This is a genomic window from Streptomyces sp. NPDC097640 (assembly GCF_040302705.1).
Classification (GTDB): domain Bacteria; phylum Actinomycetota; class Actinomycetes; order Streptomycetales; family Streptomycetaceae; genus Streptomyces.
This window is the reverse complement of the sequence record NZ_JBEOSB010000029.1, coordinates 109,536-129,428: the sequence shown is the minus strand read 5'-3', so window position 1 is coordinate 129,428 and position 19,893 is coordinate 109,536. Positions and strand designations below refer to the sequence as shown.

General features: G+C 70.1%; 16 protein-coding genes. 6 read left to right on the top strand and 10 right to left on the bottom strand.

The window, feature by feature from the left end; all coding sequences use genetic code 11:
• Positions 1 to 52 precede the first annotated feature (52 nt).
• Both ABTY62_RS36435 and ABTY62_RS36430 read left to right on the top strand, forming a co-directional pair.
• A complete protein-coding gene (locus tag ABTY62_RS36435) occupies positions 53 to 1,054 on the top strand; it encodes an ATP-binding cassette domain-containing protein (protein ID WP_352133695.1) in 1,002 nt (333 codons plus the stop codon).
• Positions 1,051 to 1,839: an ABC transporter permease gene (locus ABTY62_RS36430; RefSeq protein WP_352133694.1), complete on the top strand. Its 789-nt coding sequence runs from the start codon at positions 1,051 to 1,053 to the stop codon at positions 1,837 to 1,839. The genes ABTY62_RS36435 and ABTY62_RS36430 overlap by 4 nt, the downstream gene beginning before the upstream one ends.
• Positions 1,840 to 1,929: 90 nt before the next feature.
• Here the strand turns inward: ABTY62_RS36430 and ABTY62_RS36425 are convergent, their stop codons facing one another.
• The 7 genes from ABTY62_RS36425 to dnaK all read right to left on the bottom strand — a co-directional run bounded on the left by ABTY62_RS36425 (position 1,930) and on the right by dnaK (position 8,004).
• The gene (locus tag ABTY62_RS36425; RefSeq protein WP_352133693.1) at positions 1,930 to 2,127 is read right to left on the bottom strand and encodes a DUF397 domain-containing protein; all 198 of its coding nucleotides are present in this window, start codon (positions 2,125 to 2,127) and stop codon (positions 1,930 to 1,932) included.
• 10 nt (positions 2,128 to 2,137) lie between these two features.
• Positions 2,138 to 2,881, bottom strand: coding sequence for a DUF5753 domain-containing protein (locus ABTY62_RS36420; protein WP_352133692.1), 744 nt, complete (start codon positions 2,879 to 2,881; stop codon positions 2,138 to 2,140).
• 107 nt (positions 2,882 to 2,988) lie between these two features.
• The gene (locus tag ABTY62_RS36415; protein WP_352133691.1) at positions 2,989 to 3,630 is read right to left on the bottom strand and encodes a Uma2 family endonuclease; all 642 of its coding nucleotides are present in this window, start codon (positions 3,628 to 3,630) and stop codon (positions 2,989 to 2,991) included.
• 156 nt (positions 3,631 to 3,786) lie between these two features.
• Entirely contained in the window at positions 3,787 to 4,251 is a 465-nt protein-coding gene (locus ABTY62_RS36410; RefSeq protein ID WP_311729175.1) for a heat shock protein transcriptional repressor HspR, read from the bottom strand.
• 4 nt (positions 4,252 to 4,255) lie between these two features.
• Positions 4,256 to 5,437 carry a molecular chaperone DnaJ gene (dnaJ, locus tag ABTY62_RS36405; protein WP_311729176.1) on the bottom strand — a complete coding sequence of 394 codons (1,182 nt, stop codon included), beginning with the start codon at positions 5,435 to 5,437 and terminating at the stop codon, positions 4,256 to 4,258.
• A 54-nt stretch (positions 5,438 to 5,491) separates the two neighbouring features.
• Entirely contained in the window at positions 5,492 to 6,139 is a 648-nt protein-coding gene (gene grpE, locus ABTY62_RS36400; RefSeq protein ID WP_352133690.1) for a nucleotide exchange factor GrpE, read from the bottom strand.
• A complete protein-coding gene (gene dnaK / locus ABTY62_RS36395; protein WP_352133689.1) occupies positions 6,136 to 8,004 on the bottom strand; it encodes a molecular chaperone DnaK in 1,869 nt (622 codons plus the stop codon). Before dnaK ends, grpE begins: the two co-directional genes overlap by 4 nt.
• 331 nt (positions 8,005 to 8,335) lie before the next feature.
• Here dnaK and ABTY62_RS36390 point away from each other — a divergent pair, with 331 nt between their 5' ends.
• On the top strand, positions 8,336 to 10,600 hold the full coding sequence (locus tag ABTY62_RS36390) for a (Fe-S)-binding protein (RefSeq protein WP_352133688.1): 2,265 nt from the start codon (positions 8,336 to 8,338) through the stop codon (positions 10,598 to 10,600).
• A 146-nt stretch (positions 10,601 to 10,746) separates the two neighbouring features.
• Here ABTY62_RS36390 and ABTY62_RS36385 read toward each other — a convergent pair whose 3' ends face one another.
• A complete protein-coding gene (locus tag ABTY62_RS36385) occupies positions 10,747 to 13,851 on the bottom strand; it encodes a SpoIIE family protein phosphatase (RefSeq protein ID WP_352133687.1) in 3,105 nt (1,034 codons plus the stop codon).
• Positions 13,852 to 14,340: 489 nt separating this feature from the next.
• Between ABTY62_RS36385 and ABTY62_RS36380 the strand changes: the two genes are divergently transcribed.
• From ABTY62_RS36380 to ABTY62_RS36370, 3 genes are all read left to right on the top strand, one after another.
• Entirely contained in the window at positions 14,341 to 15,837 is a 1,497-nt protein-coding gene (locus tag ABTY62_RS36380) for an FG-GAP and VCBS repeat-containing protein (protein WP_352133686.1), read from the top strand.
• An 83-nt stretch (positions 15,838 to 15,920) separates the two neighbouring features.
• Positions 15,921 to 17,444 carry an FG-GAP repeat domain-containing protein gene (locus tag ABTY62_RS36375; RefSeq protein WP_352133685.1) on the top strand — a complete coding sequence of 508 codons (1,524 nt, stop codon included), beginning with the start codon at positions 15,921 to 15,923 and terminating at the stop codon, positions 17,442 to 17,444.
• Positions 17,445 to 17,578: 134 nt separating this feature from the next.
• Positions 17,579 to 18,520 carry a Yip1 family protein gene (locus tag ABTY62_RS36370; protein WP_352133684.1) on the top strand — a complete coding sequence of 314 codons (942 nt, stop codon included), beginning with the start codon at positions 17,579 to 17,581 and terminating at the stop codon, positions 18,518 to 18,520.
• A gap of 66 nt (positions 18,521 to 18,586) precedes the next feature.
• On the opposite strand, the gene ABTY62_RS36365 is transcribed toward ABTY62_RS36370, so the two are convergent.
• Entirely contained in the window at positions 18,587 to 19,084 is a 498-nt protein-coding gene (locus ABTY62_RS36365; RefSeq protein WP_352133683.1) for a phosphoribosyltransferase, read from the bottom strand.
• A gap of 6 nt (positions 19,085 to 19,090) precedes the next feature.
• On the bottom strand, positions 19,091 to 19,666 hold the full coding sequence (dcd, locus tag ABTY62_RS36360; RefSeq protein WP_311729185.1) for a dCTP deaminase: 576 nt from the start codon (positions 19,664 to 19,666) through the stop codon (positions 19,091 to 19,093).
• Between the last annotated feature and the right edge of the window lie 227 nt (positions 19,667 to 19,893).

Here is a 19,893-nt window from a genome sequence, read left to right as displayed (position 1 = left end):
CGCCAACTCGCGCACTCCCCCCATCACTTCTGCCTTCGAATGGGAGGGCCTCATGCCTTCTTCTGTCATGTCCACATCCAGTCGGGGCGATGGTCCGCAGTCGCCGGCCGCCATCTCCACCGTCGGTCTGCGCAAGTCGTACGGCGACAAGACCGTCCTCGACGGCATCGATCTGCACATCCCGGCCGGGTCCGTGTTCGCGCTGCTCGGGCCCAACGGCGCCGGCAAGACCACCGCCGTGAAGATCCTCTCCACGCTCATCTCAGCCGACGGCGGGCAGGCTCAGGTCGCGGGCCACGACCTCGCCACGTCACCGGACGGGGTGCGTGCCGCGATCGGTGTCACCGGGCAGTTCTCGGCCGTCGACGGCCTGATCACCGGCGAGGAGAACATGCTCCTCATGGCCGACCTGCACCACCTGTCCAAGCGCGAGGGGCGGCGGGTTGCCGCCGAACTGCTGGAGCGCTTCGACCTGGTCGAGGCCGCGAAGAAGCCCGCCTCCACCTACTCCGGCGGCATGAAACGCCGCCTGGATATTGCCATGACCCTGGTCGGCAACCCACGCATCATCTTCCTCGACGAACCCACCACCGGCCTCGACCCACGCTCCCGCCACAACATGTGGCAGATCATCCGCGAACTCGTCACCGACGGCGTCACCGTCTTCCTCACCACCCAATACCTGGATGAGGCCGATGAACTCGCCAACCGCATCGCCGTCCTGAACGACGGCAAGATCGCCGCCGAAGGCACTGCGGAGGAGCTGAAGCGACTGATCCCCGGCGGACACATCCGGCTCCGCTTCACCGACCCCGGCGCGTATCAGTCCGCCGCCACCACGCTCCGCGAGGCCACCCGGGACGACGAGGCGCTGTCGCTCCAGATCCCCAGCGACGGCAGCCAACGCGAACTGCGCTCCATCCTCGACTGGCTCGACACCGCCGGCATCGAAGCCGACGAACTCACCGTCCACACCCCCGACCTCGACGACGTCTTCTTCGCCCTCACCGGCACCACCACCATCCCCAACCAGCCCAAGGAGACAGTCCGATGAGCGCCCTCTCCGTCGCCGTGCGCGACTCGTCGACGATGCTGCGGCGCAACCTCCTGCACGCGCGGCGCTACCCGTCGATGACCCTGAATCTGCTGCTGACGCCGATCATGATGCTGCTGCTGTTCGTCTACATCTTCGGCGACACCATGAGCGCGGGCATCGGCGGCGGCGCCGACCGCTCCGCATACATCGCCTATCTCGTCCCCGGGCTCCTGCTGATGACGATCGGCAGCACCACCATCGGCACCGCCGTCTCCGTCTCCATGGACATGACCGAGGGCATCATCGCCCGCTTCCGCACCATGGCCATCCACCGCGGCTCCATACTCATCGGCCACGTCATCGGCAGCGTCCTCCAAGCCATCGCCAGCGTGATCCTCGTCGGCGCCGTCGGCGTGGCCATCGGCTTCCGCTCCACCAACGCCACCCTCCTGAACTGGCTCGCGGCAATCGGTCTCCTCGCACTGTTCGCCCTGGCACTCACCTGGATCGCCGTCGGCATGGGCATGGTCAGCCCCAGCGCCGAAGCCGCCAGCAACAACGCCATGCCACTGATCTTCCTCCCCCTCATCTCCAGCACCTTCGTCCCCATCGACGCCATGCCGGGGTGGTTCCAGCCCATCGCCGAGTACCAGCCCTTCACCCCCACCATCGAGACCATCCGCGGACTCCTCCTCGGCACCGACATCGGCAACAACTGGTGGATCAGCATCACCTGGTGCCTGGCCCTGACAGCCCTCGGCTACCGCTGGTCGAAGGCCGCGTTCAACCGCGACCCGAAGTAGCCGAGGACAACGCCCTCACGCCGACAGAAAGCGGCCCGGTGACCGACGGATCGGTCACCGGGCCGCTTGGGCTTGGCCCGCGCTGCCGCATCACCGCAAGTGGTCGAACTCCCCCGCCTTGGTTGCCCGGATGAAGGCCGCGAGCGGACGCGGGGCCGTGCGTATGGCTGTGCCGGGGGCTTCGCTCTCGCGCAGATGTATCGCGCCGTCGGCGGCGGCGACTTCCAGGCATTCGTTGTTCACCCCGTTGCCGGAGAAGCTTGACTTGCGCCAGGGGATGTCGTGCATGTTCAACCCTTCAGAGTTCTCGTCCGATGCGGTGAATGAAGTCTCGCGATTCCTCAGAGTTGAGCGCCACCTGCTCTGCAACGCTCAGGCGGTGCCGGTAATGCTCCAGTTGCGCTTCCCCGTCCAGGAAGGCACTGCCGTGGACCTGATCGATCTGCACCGTGTCCAGTCTGGGCAGTGGCCCCGTCGCGTAGAGCACGGAGTCCCCCATGCCCGCGAAACCCTCGGCAGCGAAGGGAATCACTCGCACGGTGACACCGGGTAGTTCGGACGTTTCCAGGATGTACTCCAACTGCTCCCGCGCAACCCTTCGGTCGCCGACCTTCATGCGCAGAGCCGCCTCGTGGATGGTTGCCGTGTACTCCGGCGGATCGTCACGGTCGAGCACTTCTCGGCGCCGCAGCCGGAAGTCGATCAGCTCCTCGACGTGGTCCGAGACCGGCGATCGCGCGTAGGTGAACAGCGCCCGCATATGGGATTCCGCCTGGAGCAGCCCAGGGATGTGGACGACTCGCAGCGTCCGCATCGCATGGGCATGCCACTCCAGGGCAGCGATGTCCAGCAAGGCCGACTCGAGCAAGCCCCGGTAGCCCTCCCACCACCCCCGTACGCGCTCGGCTGCCATGGCGGTCAGCGCGTCGACCAGCTCGCCGTCCGTGCAGCGGTAGTTGTCAGCCAGCCGTCGCAGCCGTTCCTCACTGACGCCGATACGCCCGGCCTCGATATGGCTGATCTGGATGGGGCCGGTGCCCATAACCCAGCGCCTCGGTGATCCCGCCGTCACGTACCCGCATGATGTTCACGCCGAGCACCGACGCCGCATGGCCCTCGCCGAACGTGGCCTCGCCGTCGACTGCGCCGTCACGTCACACGCGGGCCGGTGATGTCCTCCGTGATCGCGAAGCCCTTCACCGGACCCTCCGGGATCTGCACCTCGGTGCCGTACGGCACGCGGATGGCGGCGGCGTACGTTTCCTCGCCGGGGGAGGGGGAGGTCAGCACGGTCACCGTGCCGTGGTTGTCGTGGTCGTCGATCAGGACGTAGACGGGGATCCCCGCACGCGCATAGGCGCGGCGCTTGCGGACCCGGTCGCGCTGCTGGTTCTCGTGGCCGGGGGAGACGACTTCGACGACGAGCTTCACGGCGGAGGCGGCGAAGCCCAGGCCGTCCTCGGTGAGGAACTCCTCGTCGTCCTCGGGCGCCACGAACAGGTCGGGGACCCACGCCTTGCGCCCGTGGATGACGTTCCAGTCGTGGTGCACCGCGAATTCGCTGCCCTCCAGGTGCCTTTCCAAGGCCCGCCGCAGGCGGTTGATGACACGGGCGTGGCTGGAACGTCCGGTGGGCGACACCTCGATGAACCCCTCGACAATCTCCGCGTGAAAGCCCTCGGGGAGTTCCAGGGACTTCCACGCCTGCCACAGGGCCTCGTCCAGTTCAAGACAGGGCATGTCTTCAGGCACCTCCATCGTCGTAGGCGCCTCGTGGGCGAGAGCGGTCATGGCGCAGCACCTCCTCCTCAAGTGTGGGCCAGCAACGTCCGTGCGGCACGGACAACGCCGTCACGCTGGCAGAAAAGAGGCCCGGTGACCGACGGATCGGTCACCGGGCCACTCGATGGGGTGAGCGTGGCGAGGCCGGGGCGCAACGCGCGGCCGCTACTCCGAGCGCTTGGGCTTGGGACGCCACACCACCAGCGCGCTGGTCTGCCGGACCTGGTCGTAGGGGACCAGGTCGCGGCGGTAGGAGGCGTGGACCGCGGCCTCGCGCTGCTGCATCGCCGCGGCCGCGCCCTCGACCGCGGACTGGAGTTCGGCGACGCGCTCCTGGAGGGCGGCGACCTGGTTCTCCAGTTCGATGATGCGCTTGATGCCGGCGAGGTTGATGCCCTCGTCCTGGGAGAGCTGCTGCACCTGGCGGAGCAGCTGGATGTCGCGGGCCGAGTAGCGGCGCCCGCGGCCGGCCGTGCGGTCGGGGGAGACCAGGCCCAGCCGGTCGTACTGGCGCAGGGTCTGGGGGTGCAGCCCGGAGAGCTGAGCGGCGACCGAGATGACGTACACCGGCGACTCGTCGGTCAGCTCGTACGGGTTGCGGCTCCTGCCTCCGAGCCCAGACGTCTCCATCGGGTCACGCTCCCTTCGCGGACTGGAACAGCTCCGCCCGCGGGTCCTCCCCCGCGGTCGCCTCCCGGTACGACTCCAGCGCCTCGCGCGCCTTGTCGCTGAGGTCCTTGGGGACGGTGACCTCGACGGTGACCAGCAGGTCGCCGCGGGTGCCGTCCTTGCGCACCGCGCCCTTGCCGCGGGCGCGCATCGTGCGGCCGTTGGGCGTGCCGGCCGGCAGCTTCAGGGTGACCGGAGGGCCGCCGAGCGTCGGGACCTTGATCTCGCCGCCGAGTGCCGCCTCCGGGAGGGTGACGGGCACGGTGACGGTGAGGTTGTCGCCCTTGCGGCCGAAGACCGGGTGGGGGTCCACATGGACCACCACATACAGATCGCCGGCCGGCCCGCCGGTCTCGCCCGGGGCGCCCTTGCCGCGCAGCCGGATCCGCTGGCCGTCGCTGACGCCCGCGGGGATCCGGACCTGCATGGTGCGGGCGCTGCGGGCACGGCCGCTGCCCTTGCAGGTCTCGCAGGGGTTCTGCGCTATCAGGCCGCGGCCCCGGCAGTCCACGCACGGATCGGTGAGCGAGAAGCCGCCCCCGCCGCCGCGGCTGACCTGCCCGGTGCCGACGCAGGTCGGGCACACCCGCGGGGTGCCGTTCTTGTCGCCGGTGCCCGAGCACGCCTTGCACGGAGCCTGGCTGGACATCCGCAGCGGGACCGTGGCCCCCTCCACCGCCTCGGTGAAGCTCAGCGTCACCTCGGACTCGATGTCCTGGCCGCGGCGCGGCTGGGCACGGGTGGAGGTGCCACGGTTGAAGAGGCCGCCGAAGACGTCCCCGAGGCCGCCACCGAAGCCGCCCGCGCCACCGGCTCCGCCCCCGGGCTGGGCGCCGCCGAAGAGGTCGCCCAGATCGAAGTTGAAGTTGCCGGTGCCGCCCGCGCCCGGCCCCGGGCGGAAGCCGCCGTTGCCGAACAGGGCGCGCGCCTCGTCGTACTCCTTGCGGCGCTTGGGGTCGCCCAGGACGTCGTTCGCCTCGGAGATCTCCTTGAAGCGCTCCTCGGCCTTGGCGTCGCCCTTGTTGGCGTCCGGGTGGAACTCGCGGGCGAGCTTCCGGTACGCCTTCTTGATCTCCGCCTCGGTGGCGTCCTTGGGGACGCCGAGGACTTTGTAGTAGTCCTTCTCGACGAAGTCCTTGGTGCTCATCCTCGACGTCCCTCCTCTCCTGCCACCGCTGTCACGTCAGCCACGTCATCAACGTCAGCCCTCTTCCGGGCCACCGCTCTCCTCGTCCGGCGTCTCGTCCCCCTTGGGCTGGGCGCCCGGCTGGGGCTCGGCGACCGCGACCCGCGCCGGGCGGATCGTACGCTCGCCGATTCGATACCCCGGCTGCAGAATCTGCACGCACGTGGTTTCGGTGACGTCCGGCGCATACGAGTGCATCAGCGCCTCGTGCACCAGCGGGTCGAAGGGCTCGCCCTCCGCGCCGAACTGCTGAAGGCCCATCTTGGACGCGGTCGTCTCCAGCGACTCGGCGACGGACTTGAAGCCGCCGACGAGCTCACCGTGGTCACGAGCGCGGCCGATGTCGTCGAGCACGGGCAGCAGCTCGGTCAGGAGGTTCGCCACGGCGATCTCCTTGACCGTCACCCGGTCCCGCTCGACCCGGCGTCGATAGTTCTGGTACTCCGCCTGGAGCCGCTGGAGGTCTGCCGTCCGCTCGCCCAGCGCCGTACGGACCTGGTCCAGCTGGGCCTGGATGGCCACCTGCTCGAGGTCCCCTGCCTGGGCCTCCGGGCCCGCCTTGTCGGCGGACCCGGCGGCACCCTTGGCCGCATCGTCAGGGGTCTGTGCGGCCTCGGAGGGGACGTCGGGCTGCTCCTCGAAGCCCGGGGTCTCCTCCGTCACGCGGCACCACCCCGACCCTTGTCGCTCTTCTCGTCGTCCACGATCTCGGCGTCCACGACGTCGTCGTCGGCCTTGGCCTGGCCGTCACCGGCGGCCGCGCCCGCGGCACCGGGCGCGCCCGCGCCGTCCGCCTGGGCGTTGGCGTACAGCGCCTGGCCCAGCTTCTGGCTGACGGTCGCGACCTTCTCGGTGGCGGTGCGGATCTCGGCGGTGTCGTCGCCCTTGAGCTTCTCCTTCAGCTCGCCGAGCGCGGTCTCGACCTCGGTCTTGACGTCGCCGGGGACCTTGTCCTCGTTGTCCTTGAGGAACTTCTCGGTCTGGTAGACCAGCTGCTCGGCCTGGTTGCGGGTCTCGGCGGACTCGCGGCGCTTGTGGTCCTCCTCCGCGTACTGGTCGGCCTCGCGCATCATGCGGTCGATGTCGTCCTTCGGCAGCGCGGAGCCGCCGGTGACGGTCATCTTCTGCTCCTTGCCGGTGCCGAGGTCCTTGGCGCCGACGTGCATGATCCCGTTGGCGTCGATGTCGAAGGTGACCTCGATCTGCGGCACGCCGCGCGGGGCCGGCGGCAGGCCGGTCAGCTCGAACATGCCGAGCTTCTTGTTGTACGCCGCGATCTCGCGCTCGCCCTGGTAGACCTGGATCTGCACGGACGGCTGGTTGTCCTCGGCCGTGGTGAAGATCTCCGAGCGCTTGGTCGGAATGGTCGTGTTGCGCTCGATCAGCTTGGTCATGATGCCGCCCTTGGTCTCGATACCGAGGGACAGCGGGGTGACGTCCAGCAGCAGGACGTCCTTGACCTCACCCTTGAGGACACCGGCCTGGAGCGAGGCGCCGATGGCGACGACCTCGTCCGGGTTGACGCCCTTGTTGGCCTCCTTGCCGCCGGTCAGCTCCTTGACGAGCTCGGCGACGGCCGGCATCCGGGTCGAGCCGCCGACCAGGACCACGTGGTCGATCTCGGAGAGCGCGATGCCCGCGTCCTTGATCACGTTGCGGAAGGGGACCTTGCAGCGCTCGAGCAGGTCGCTGGTCAGCTGCTGGAACTGGGCGCGGGTGAGCTTCTCGTCCAGGTGCAGCGGGCCCTCGGCGGAGGCCGTGATGTAGGGCAGGTTGATCGTGGTCTCGGTGGAGCTGGAGAGCTCGATCTTCGCCTTCTCAGCGGCCTCACGGAGGCGCTGGAGGGCCATCTTGTCCTTGGACAGGTCGACGCCGTGGCCGTTGTTGAACTGCTTGACCAGGTAGTCGACGACGCGCTGGTCCCAGTCGTCACCACCGAGGTGGTTGTCACCGTTGGTGGCCTTGACCTCCACCACGCCGTCGCCGATCTCCAGCAGCGAGACGTCGAAGGTGCCGCCGCCGAGGTCGAAGACCAGGATGGTCTGGTCGTCCTTCTCCAGCCCGTAGGCGAGGGCGGCAGCAGTAGGCTCGTTGACGATACGCAGAACGTTGAGGCCCGCGATCTCACCGGCCTCCTTGGTGGCCTGGCGCTCGGCGTCGTTGAAGTACGCCGGGACGGTGATGACCGCGTCCGCGACCTTCTCGCCCAGGTAGGCCTCGGCGTCCCGCTTGAGCTTCTGCAGGATGAAGGCGCTCATCTGCTGCGGGTTGAAGTCCTTGTTGTCGATGTTGATCTTCCAGCCGGTGCCCATGTGGCGCTTGACCGACCGGATGGTCCGGTCCACGTTGGTCACCGCCTGGCGCTTGGCGACCTCACCGACCAGGACCTCGCCGTTCTTGGCGAAGGCGACGACGGACGGCGTGGTCCTGGCGCCCTCGGCGTTGGTGATGACGGTGGGCTCACCGCCTTCGAGCACACTGACGACGGAGTTCGTCGTACCCAGGTCGATGCCGACCGCACGAGCCATTTCGCAATCCTCCAGCTACACAGCATTGAGTGGAACAGGCTCAAGAGTGCCCGACCGGATCCCCCGTGTCAACAGACCTGAGTCAGGCCGACTCAACTTTTATATAGCTCTTATTTACAGGACACGGTCAAGGCGACGGGAGGGCGGGCGAGGTGGTACCACCGAGCGACACAGATCACCGGCCGGTCGGCTACATGAGCCACCGTCTCCCCGGGTAATCTCGGTCAAGACCAGATAAGTTACTGCTTAGTAATCCGCTTACTTCCACGTACTTCCACGTACTTCCACGTACTCCCGCGTACTTCCGCTCTCGCAGGTTCGAGGAGCCCCCATGCAACTCGCCGCGATCATCGTGTCGCTGGTCCTCACCGCGGTCGGCGTTGCCCTGCTCGGCCGCGCCATCGCGCAGTTCGTGCGCTTCTTCAAGCTCGGCACGCCGGTGCCGGCGGGCGCCCGGACCGACAACCCCTACCAGCGCAGCGTGACGCTGGCCCGGGAGTTCCTCGCGCACACCCGGATGAACAAGTGGGGCATCGTCGGCGTCGCCCACTGGTTCGTCGCGATCGGCTTCCTGACCCTGCCGCCGACCATCATCAACGCCTACGGCCAGCTCTTCCAGGCGGACTGGACGCTGCCGGTCCTCGGCGGCTTCCTCCCCTACGAGCTGTACATCGAGTTCATCGGCACCATGACCACGCTCGGCATCGCGACCCTGATCGTGATCCGGCTGCTGAACCTGCCCAGCCGGGCCGGCCGCAAGTCGCGGTTCGCCGGCTCCACGGCCTGGCAGGCGTACTTCGTCGAGTACGTCATCCTCATCATCGGCATCGCGATCATGGTGCTGCGCGGCACGGAGGGCGCGCTGCACCACGTCGACTCCTACGAGCCGGAGTACTTCGCCTCGTATCCGCTGGTGCTGCTCTTCAAAAGCCTCAGCATCGGCACGGTGCAGAACCTGACCTACCTGTTCGCGATGATCAAGCTCGGCACGACGATGGTCTGGATGATCACGGTCTCCGTGAACATCGACATGAGCATCGCCTGGCACCGCTTCCTCGCCTTCCCCAACATCTGGTTCAAGCGCGAGTCGAGCGGAGACGTGGCGCTCGGCGCGCTTCAGCCGATGACGTCGGGCGGCAAGCCGATCGACTTCGAGGACCCGGGCGACGACGACGTCTTCGGCGTCTCGCAGATCGAACACTTCTCCTGGAAGGGCCTGCTCGACTTCTCCACCTGCACCGAGTGCGGCCGCTGCCAGTCGCAGTGCCCCGCCTGGAACACCGGCAAGCCGCTCTCGCCGAAGCTGCTGATCATGTCGCTGCGCGACCACTCGCACGCCAAGGCGCCGTATCTGCTCGCAGGCGGCGGCACGACGATGGAGGGCGAGGAGAAGGCATCCGCCGAGGCGTTGAAGGACGTCCCGGCGACGGCCCTGGCCGAGGCCGAGCGGCCGCTGATCGGCACGCTGGAGGCGAACGGCGTCATCGACCCGGACGTGCTGTGGTCCTGCACCACCTGCGGCGCCTGCGTCGAGCAGTGCCCCGTCGACATCGAACACGTCGACCACATCGTGGACATGCGCCGCTACCAGGTCATGATCGAGTCCTCGTTCCCGTCGGAGGCGGGCACGATGCTCAAGAACCTGGAGAAGAAGGGCAACCCCTGGGGACTGGCCAAGAAGCAGCGGCTCGCCTGGACGAAGGAAGTCGAGTTCGAGGTTCCGGTCGTCGGCAAGGACATCGAGGACCTCACCGAGGTCGACTACCTCTACTGGGTCGGCTGCGCGGGCGCCCTGGAGGACCGCGCCAAGAAGACCACCAAGGCCTTCGCGGAACTGCTGCACATCGCGGGCGTCAAGTTCGCGATCATGGGCGGCGACGAGTCCTGCACCGGCGACTCCCCCCGCCGTCTGGGCAACGAGTTCCTCTTCCAGCAGCTCGGCCAGCAGAACGTCGAGATGCTGAACATGGCCTTCGGCGAGGACGCGGAGGAAGGCGTCGTCGTCGAGAAGTCCAAGAAGAAGATCGTCGCGACCTGCCCGCACTGCTTCAACACCATCGCGAACGAGTACCCGCAGCTCGGCGGCCACTACGAGGTCATCCACCACACCCAGCTGCTCCAGCACCTCGTCGACGAGGGCAAGCTGGTCCCGGTCACCCCGGTCGAGGGGCTCATCACCTACCACGACCCCTGCTACCTGGGCCGCCACAACAAGGTCTACACCCCGCCGCGCGAGATCATCGCCAAGGTGCCGGGGCTCAGGAACGAGGAGATGCACCGCCACAAGGAGCGCGGCTTCTGCTGTGGCGCCGGCGGCGCCCGCATGTGGATGGAAGAGCGCATCGGCAAGCGCATCAACGACGAGCGCGTGGACGAGGCGCTGTCCCTCAACCCGGACATCGTCTCCACCGCCTGCCCGTTCTGCCTCGTCATGCTGACCGACTCCGTCAACGGCAAGAAGAACGAGGGGAAGGCGAAGGAGTCGCTCCAGGTCGTGGACGTGGCGCAGCTGCTGCTCGACTCCGTCAAGACGCCCGCCGAGCCGGAGGGCGACGGCGAGACGGCACCCGAGCCCGAGCCGGAACCGGTGAAGTAGCGCCTACGTCCCCTTTGTCATCCCGACGGGCCTGATCCGGCCGACCGACCGGATCAGGCCCGTCTTCGCGTTCGGCGCGGGCCGGCGGGTAGAGGAACGAGCCCGCCGCAGGCGTCAAGATCCGCCGGACAGCGCCCGGACAGCGCCTAGTAGCGCCGCTTACCGCGCTGCGGCAGCGTCTGCTCGGTCCAGATGACCTTGCCCTCCGCCGTGTATCTCGTCCCCCACCGGTCGGCGAACCGCGAGACGAGGAACAGCCCGCGCCCGCCCTCGTCCTCCGTCGCCGCGTACCGCAGATGCGGCGAGGTGCTGCTGGTGTCGGACACCTCGCAGATCAGGCTGCGGTCGCAGAGCAGCCGCACCCGGATCGGCCCCGTCGCGTAGCGGATCGCGTTGGTGATCAGCTCGCTGAGGATCAGCTCGGTGGTGAACGCCACGTCGCCCAGGTCCCACTCGGCCAGCCGCGCCGCCACCGTGGCGCGTACCGCGGAGACCAGGGCCGGGTCGGACGGCACCTCCCAGTCCGCGATCCGCTCCGGCTCCAGCACCCGCGTGCAGGCGACGAGCAGCGCGATGTCGTCGCTGGGGGTGTCCGGCAGCATCTCGCCGAGCACCGCCGTACAGGTCTCCTCCGGCGTCCGCCCGGCGTGGGAGAGGGACGCGCGCAGCAGCTCCAGGCCCTCCTCGATGTCCCGGTCGCGCTTCTCGACCAGGCCGTCGGTGTACAGGACGAGGTGGCTGCCCTCGGGCAACTGAAGCTCCACCGTCTCGAAGGGCAGCCCGCCCAGGCCGAGCGGCGGCCCGGCCGGCACCTCGGGGAACTCCACCGAGCCGTCCGGGGACACCACCGCGGGCGGCGGATGTCCGGCCCGGGCCATGGTGCAGCGCCGGGACACCGGATCGTAGATCGCGTACAGACAGGTGGCACCGGTGATCACACCGCCGCCCGCCAGGCTCTCCGAGCGCTCGTCCTGGTCGATCCGGTCGATCAGATCGTCGAGGTGGGAGAGGATCTCGTCGGGCGGCAGGTCGAGGGTGGAGAAGTTGTGCACCGCGGTACGCAGCCGCCCCATCGTGGCCGCCGCGTGCAGCCCGTGCCCCACCACATCGCCCACCACCAGCGCCACCCGCGCCCCCGGCAGCGGAATCACATCGAACCAGTCACCGCCCACCCCCGACTCCGCCGGCAGATAGCGATACGCCACATCCAGCGCGCTCTGCTCGGGCAGCACCTGCGGCAGCAGGCTGCGCTGGAGCGTCACCGCCATGGTGTGCTCGCGGGTGTACCGCCGGGCGTTGTCGATGGACACCGCGGCCCGGGTGACCAGCTCCTCCGCGAGGGACACATCGTCCATCTCGAAGGGCTCGGGCTTCTCCGAGCGCATGAACGTGGCGATGCCCAGGATGACGCCCCGGGCCCGCAGCGGGACCGCGATCATGGAGTGGATGCCGCCCGCGACGATCCGCTGCGCCCGGTCCGGGTCGTGCTCCTGCCATCCGGAGAAGTCGCCGAGTACGGCCTCCACGGTCGTCTCACCGCTGGCGAACCCCCTGGCCTGCGGCGTGAACGGGCCGTAGCGGATCAGCCCGCCCAGCGGGTAGAGCCCTACGTCCTCGCGGATGCCGCTGAGGGCGGTGCGGCGCAGCGAGGTGCGCGCGGTGGCGCCGCTGCCCGTGGCCGCGCCGGTCGGCTCCTCGCCGCGCAGCACCGGGTCCACCAGATCCACCGCGACGTAGTCGGCGAACCGTTCCACCGCGTATTCGGTCAGCTCCTGGGCCGTACGCACCACGTCCAGCGTGGTGCCGACCCGCACCCCCGCGTCGTACAGCAGTCGCAGCCGCTTGCGCGCCACGTCGACCTTGCCGGACAGGGTGCGCAGCTCGGTGGTGTCGCGGAGCGTGGCGACGCTGCCGGGCGGCCCGCCGTTGCGGTCGGTCGGCCGGTGGCTGACCGTCAGCAGCCGCTCCCCCGCCTTGTGCACCTCGTCGGTGGCGGGGCGGCCCGACACCAGCAGCTCGGCGGTGCTCGGGTCGAAGCCGAGCTCGGTGACCGGGTGGCCCTCGGCGTCCGGGGGCAGGTCGAACAGCCGGCGCGCCTCGTCGTTGGCCAGCAGCAGCCGGCCGTCCCCGTCGACGATCAGCACACCCTCCCGTACGGAGTGCAGCACCGCGTCGTGGTGCTCGTACATGCGCGTCATCTCGCCCGGGTCCAGGCCGCGCGTCTGCCGCCGCAGCCGCCTGCTGACCAGCGCCGTGCCGCCCGTGGCCAGGATGAGCGCGGCGGCGACGCCGCCGAGGAGGATCGGCAGCTGCTTGTCGACCGCGCCGCTCACCTTCTCCACGGTGATCCCGGCGGCGACCAGGCCGACGATCTTGCCCCGGCTGTCGGTGACGGGCACCACGGCCCGTACGGAGGGGCCGAGGACGCCCGTGGACGTCTCGGTGACCGTGCCGCCCTCGGCGGCGGCGCGGTAGCTCCCGAGGAAGTGCAGGCCGATCTGCTCCCTCTCGGGGTGCGTGTAGCGGATGCCGTCCGTGGTCAGGACGACGATGAAGTCGACGCCGGCCCGGTGGCGGGCGCGCTCGGTGAGCGGCTGGAGGATCGCGGTCGGGTCGGGGGAGCGCAGCGCCTCGACCATGCCCGGGGCGTTCGCGAAGGACTCGGCGACGGCGAGCGAGCGGCGGCGGGCCTCCTGGTCGGTGTCGTGCCGGGACTGGAGTACGAGGGCCGCCCCGGCGGCGACGGCGAGCAGCAGCACGACCGCCACCTGGAGGAAGAACACCTGGCTGGCGACCGTACGGGTGAGGCGCAGCACGGCGCGCCGTACGGATCGGGCGGACCGGGCGGGCTGGCTGGGCCGGGCGGGCCGGTTGGGCCGGGCGGGCCGGTTGGGCCGGACCGGCCCGGTGGGCCGGGCGGTGGGCGCGGTCCGGGCGGCGCGGCCTTGGGACTCACAGCCGGTCTCGTGGCTTTCGCGGGTGCGGCCCGTGGGCGCTGAGGGTGACTCAGGGCCGCCGGGCGGCGGTAACGGCTGCGGCTCCGCCGACCGTTGCCGGTCGCTCAGCGAGCGGGCCGACGGAACCCGGGACAGGCCGAACGATCTGGCCGTGCTTCCGCGTCTGCCGCCGTCGCCGCTTCCGCCGCCGTCGCCGCTTCCGCCGCTTCCGCCGCCGTCGTTGCTTCCGCCGCTCTCGTCCTCCGGCGGGCGAGCGGCATCCGCCGCGGCCGGCCGACCACTTGCATCGGACATCTGACTACGCTCCACCCACCCCCTCCCCCCATGAACGTTTCTTCGAATCAACAACCACCCGCATGCCGTGCAGTACGACCATGGCCGCCCCCGCCTCAACCGCTCCGAACATGACTTGATCCTGACCGCGAAATGGCGCTTCTCACAACAAGGTTGCGGATCTCTACAGGATCATGCCCCAAACCTCTGCACAGGAATGTCCTGAACAGCCCTTCCGCACCATAAGTCATCTCTACAGCCAAGCAGATGTTCCGAAACTGAAATGCCCTGGAAGGTGCTGATACATGAATACCGCGCCTTTGAGCCAAAGGGCGCCCGGACCCCACTCTCCCCGACCCGACACAACGACAACTGACCCTCACCCCCCGTCCGTTCACCTTCACAACACCCCCGCACCATGAACGCGCAACCCTCCGCACGCCCCGCGAGTCACACCGGCCGGGAGCTCCCTGCTCCACCCCACCGTCCCGCCCCACCCTTGGAGCTCTTGTGCCGACCTCGCGTCTACGGAACCTCGCCATCGCCGTCGCGACCGTCGCGGCCGTCGCCGCCGTCTCGCCCACCGCGAGCGCGAGCGCGCCCGGCGCACGCGCCGCCGCGGCCTCCGCGCAGCACGACTTCAACGGCGACGGCTACGACGACCTCGTCACCGCCACCCCCAAGGCCCCCGTCAACGGCCGGGCCGGCGCCGGCAGCGTCGTGGTGCTCTACGGCTCGGCGAACGGCGTCGCCCCGTCCCGCTCCACCACCCTCACCCAGGCCACGGCCGGCGTCCCCGGCACCCCCGAGGCGGGCGACGCCTTCGGCTCCGACGTGGCGAGCGGCGACCTGGACGGCGACGGCTACGACGACCTCGTGGTCGCCTCCAGCGGCGAGAAGACCACCGCCGGCACCACCACCCGGACCGGCTCGGTCACCGTCATCTGGGGCGGCCCGAACGGCCTGAAGAACGGCGGCACCGCGGTCCCCGCGGACCGGGCAGGCGTTCCGGTCGGCGACCCGTTCGGCATCGACGTCGCCGTGGCCGACATCGACGGCGACCAGGGCCAGAACCTCATCGTGCTCACCGGCAGCAGCCTCGTCCCGTACGCGGACGGCTTCACCCGTACCGCGCCCTCCGCCGCCATGCCCGTCACCGACTCCATCCGGGAGAACCCCCACGCCCTGGCCACGGGCGACTTCACCGGATCGGGCAGCAGCGACATCGTCGTCTACGGCTCGCAGGACACGGACGAGACCAGCGGCGCCTGGACCGCCGTCTACAGCGGCGGCCCCGCCGGGGTCGAGTTCCAGCGCGAACTGACCGACGGCGCCTCGGCCGTGCCCGAGTCGGCCGCGGTCGGCGACTTCGACAAGGACGGCCGCGCGGACCTGGTCACCGGCTCGGGCACCAACTGCTGCCCCGACTCGGTGAACGACCCGTCCGAGTCCGCCGGCCAGATCACCGTCTACTACGGCGCCCAGAACGGCCTCGGCAGCGGCCGCCGCCCCGTGCTCATCCACCAGGGCACGGCGGGCGTGCCCGGGGTGAACGAGTACGTGGACCACTTCGGCGCCTCCCTCGCGGCCGGCGATGTGACCGGCGACGGCTACGCGGACCTCGCGGTCGGCCTGCCCGGCGAGGAGGTCGACGGGGTGGCCGGGGTCGGGTCCGTGGTGCTGCTCAAGGGCGGCGCGAGCGGGTTGACGGGCACCGGCGCCCAGGCCGTGCACCAGGACACCGCGGGCGTCCCGGGCGTCGGCGAGAAGGACGACCACTTCGGCTCGGCCCTCGGCGCCGCCGACATCAACGGCGACGGCAGGGCGGACCTCGCCATCAGCGCGAGGGGCGAGGACGTCACCCCCGGGGCGACGGCGGACGGCGCGGTGTGGTCGCTGCGCGGGGCGCGGGGCGGGATCACGACGACGGGGGCGACGTCCTTCAGCGCGCCGAAGTTCGGCTTCACGTACACGAACAACGAGTTCGGGTCGGTGCTGGGCGGCTGACCGGGGGCGCGCCGGGCCCGTGGGACGGGCCCGGCGCCCACACCCCCCCATAGCCCCCCGAAACCCGCCCCGGGAGCCCCCACATGCACAGCCGTCACATGCCCTCGCCCCTCCCCCGCCGCCGCTCCGCGACGCTGGCCTGTGCCGCGGCGCTGGCGCTGCTCACCGCGTGCGGTGCGGGCGGCGACGGCGGGGGCGACCCGAAAGACGGGCAGCCCTCGGCACCCGACGCCGCCCGCACCGGCGCCCGCACCGGCGCCCCGGTCATCACCCCCACCGCGACCGCGCCCGTCCCCCGGGGCAAGGGCAGCGAACTGCCCGACGACCTCAACGGCGACGGCTATCCGGAGCTCGCGCTCCCGCTCTTCGCGAACGAGGAGGACACCGGTCCCACCCTCCTCGCCTTCGTCCACGGCTCGTCGGGCGGCCTCAACCCCGCCACCCGCACCGTGCTCACCCCCGCGGACCTCGGCCTGCCCGCCCGCGACGCGGACACGCCCCCCGTGCCCGCGACCGACGTCGCCACGGCCGACCTCGACGGCGACGGCTACGCCGATCTGGTCACCCCGGTGAACGAGCGGCTCGGCGAGGCCGATTCCGACCGCCTCCACACCACCGTACGGACCGTCCCGTACATCGCCTGGGGCGGCGCCGACGGCCCGCGGCGCGGCGCCAAGGCCACCCGCGCCACGCTGACCGGCCCCGACGACAGCGTGGACGCGCGGCGGCCGGCGGTGGGCGACTTCGACGGGGACGGCCACCACGACCTGGCGCTGGTGCGCGCGGACCGCGGGTCCTTCGTCCTGCTGTACGGGCCGTTCGGCCGGGACGGCAAGGCCGCCAGGACGGTGCCGTACCAGACCCCGCTCGGCAGCGGCGACAGCGGCGGCGACATCAGCGGGCTGATCGCGGACACCGTCGACGGCGGCCGGCCCACCGACCTGGTCGTGCACGCCATGAACGACGACGACCAGTCCGCCTCCGTCCTGCTGGCCGCGGGCCCGGGCGGCCTCGCCCGCACCGGCCACAAGCTGCGCGAGGGCAACGCGATCGCCTTCGGCGACTTCGACGGGGACGGTCTGCGGGATGTGGCGGTCGGCGACAGCGGCACCCGCAACAACGAGCCGGGCTACGAGACGGAGGCGCCGGACGTGGACCACACGCTGACCGTCTACACGAAGAAGACCCTCAAGGACATGCCCGTCAAGAACATCCCCATCAAGATCGCGAACATGGCGGGCGGCCTGGCCGCCGCGGACACCGACGGCGACGGCACCGACGAGCTGGCCGTCGCGCTCGAAGCGGGCGGCGCCGAGATCGTCACCGTCCGGCCGGACTCCCCGGGCGACATCGCGCGCCGCCACACCCTGACCCGTACCGCCCCCGCCCGCGTGGACGGCGAGAAGATCCGCAAGGACCGGCGCGCCGCCCGGCTCCATGGCGCCGGGGACTACGACCACGACGGCAAGGACGAGGTCGTCCTGGCCTGGGGCCGCGACGCCGTGTTCGCCCTGTACGGTGACCGGCCGGAGTGGTGGTGGATCACCGACGGCACCGCCGACAAGACCGCGTTCAGCGCCAAGCCCTTCGCGACGGACACCCACTGAGGGGCTATCCCCCACCCCCCGCGGGGGGATAACCCCCCGGGGTCCCCCTAAGGGATGTCACAGCTCGGCCGCAATGCCGGACCCGATATGAGAGGTCCAGCACCCCAGTCCCGACGACCGGGTACGTTCGATTCGTGGCTGGATTCAGGATCGGACGCGGACGGGACTCCCGGTCCGCGCAACAAGGGCAGCAGCAACCACCGCAGCAGCAGCCGTACGGCCGGCAGCCGCCGCCGCACGGCGGGCAGCCGCCGCAGTGGCAGCAGCCCGCCTCACACGGCGAGCCGGAGTACTTCGGCGGCCAGGACCCGTACTACGACCCGCATCAGGGCCAGGGCGGCGGCGGCTCGTACAGCAACAACAATCCGGGCCATACCCAGCAGTTCAGCGTCGGCGAGGCGCCCGACGCCTACGACCCGTACGGCCAGGACCCCGGCTACGGCCCCGGACCGGGCCCCGGACCCGGCCCCGGCTCGTACGACGACGGCTACGGCAACACCTACCGCGCCGGCGCCTCCACCGCCCCGCCCGCCGGCCCGCGCCTGCCCTGGAAGCAGCTGCTGAGCGGCATCGTGCTGCGCCCCTCGGCCACTTTCTGGCAGATGCGCGACTACGCGATGTGGGGCCCCGCCCTGATCGTGACGTTCGTCTACGGCCTGCTCGTGGTCTTCGGCTTCGACCAGGCCCGCGAGGACGTGCTGAACGCCTCGATGGGCAACAGCATCCCGTGGATCCTCGTCACCGGCGTCGCGGTCGTGATCAGCGGCCTGATCCTGGGCGCGGTCACCCACACCCTGGCCCGCCAGCTCGGCGGCGACGGCTCGTACGCCCCGACCATCGGCCTGTCGATGCTGATCATGTCCATCACGGACGCGCCGCGCCTGCTGTTCGCCCTGTTCCTGGGCGGGGACAGCCCGACGGTGCAGGTGCTCGGGTGGGCGACCTGGCTCGCGGCGGGCGCGCTGTTCACCTCGATGGTGAGCAAGTCGCACGACCTGCCCTGGCCGAAGGCGCTGGGCGCGTCGGCGATCCAACTGATCGCGCTGCTGTCGCTGCTGAAGCTGGGCACGCTGTAAAACGCCGAGAGGGGCCCACCAGGGCCCCTCACCTTCCGCCTCGCGGCGGGTCCGCCTCCCGGCAGGTCAGGCGTCAAGCACCTGCCCACCGCGCCGCACGACGGGCGGCTGAACGCTCCAAGGAAAGTTGATCCAGTCCTCGGTGCGCTTCCACACGTACTCACACTTGACGAGGCTCTGCGACTTCTCGTAGATCACCGCGCTGCGCACCTCGGCGACCGTGTCGGCGCAGAAATCGCGGACGAGCTTCAGCGTCTTGCCGGTGTCCGCGACATCGTCCGCGATCAGCACCTTCTTGTCGGAGAAGTCGATCGCGTTGGGCACGGGCGCCAGCATCACCGGCATGTCGAGGGTGGTCCCCACGCCGGTATAGAACTCCACATTCACCAGGTGGATGTTCTTACAGTCCAGCGCATACGCCAGCCCACCCGCGACGAACACCCCGCCCCGCGCTATGGACAGCACGATGTCCGGCTCGTACCCGTCGTCCGCGATCGTCTGCGCCAGCTCCCGCACCGCGGTGCCGAAGCGCTCGTACGTCAGGTTCTCCCGCGTGTCACTCACCCCGGCTCACACCTTCGTCCGGTGGAAGTTCTGGTACGACCGCGACGGCGTCGGCCCGCGCTGCCCCTGGTAGCGGGAGCCGTAACGCGCCGATCCGTACGGATGCTCGGCCGGCGAGGTCAGCCGGAACATACACAGCTGCCCGATCTTCATTCCCGGCCACAGCTTGATCGGCAACGTCGCCACGTTCGACAGTTCCAGGGTCACATGCCCCGAGAACCCGGGGTCGATGAAACCGGCCGTCGAGTGCGTCAGCAGCCCCAGCCGCCCCAGGCTCGACTTCCCCTCCAGCCGCGAGGCGATGTCGTCCGGCAGCGAGATCACCTCGTACGTCGAGGCGAGCACGAACTCCCCGGGGTGCAGGATGAACGCGTCGTCCTCCTCCGGCTCCACCAGCCGCGTCAGATCCGGCTGCTCCACCGCCGGGTCGATATGCGGATAACGGTGGTTCTCGAACACCCGAAAGAAGCGGTCCAGCCGCACATCGATGCTCGACGGCTGCACCATCACCGGATCGAACGGATCAATCCGTACCCGTCCGGCGTCGATCTCGGTCCGGATGTCCTTGTCTGAGAGAAGCACGCAACGAGGATACGCAAACGAACCCCGTGCTCCGGGCCCGGCCCAATCGGACCGGGCCCCCGCCGCGACACTCAGGACGCGGTCACAGCCCTACCGCTTCCCACCGGCACCCACCGGCACCGCCTGCCGCAACCGCGCACAACGCGGACAGCGCAGCAACCGACCGGGACCGATCCGGTCGACGGTGAGGTGCTGCATCGGGAACGAAGCGGTGCTGAACACGTGCC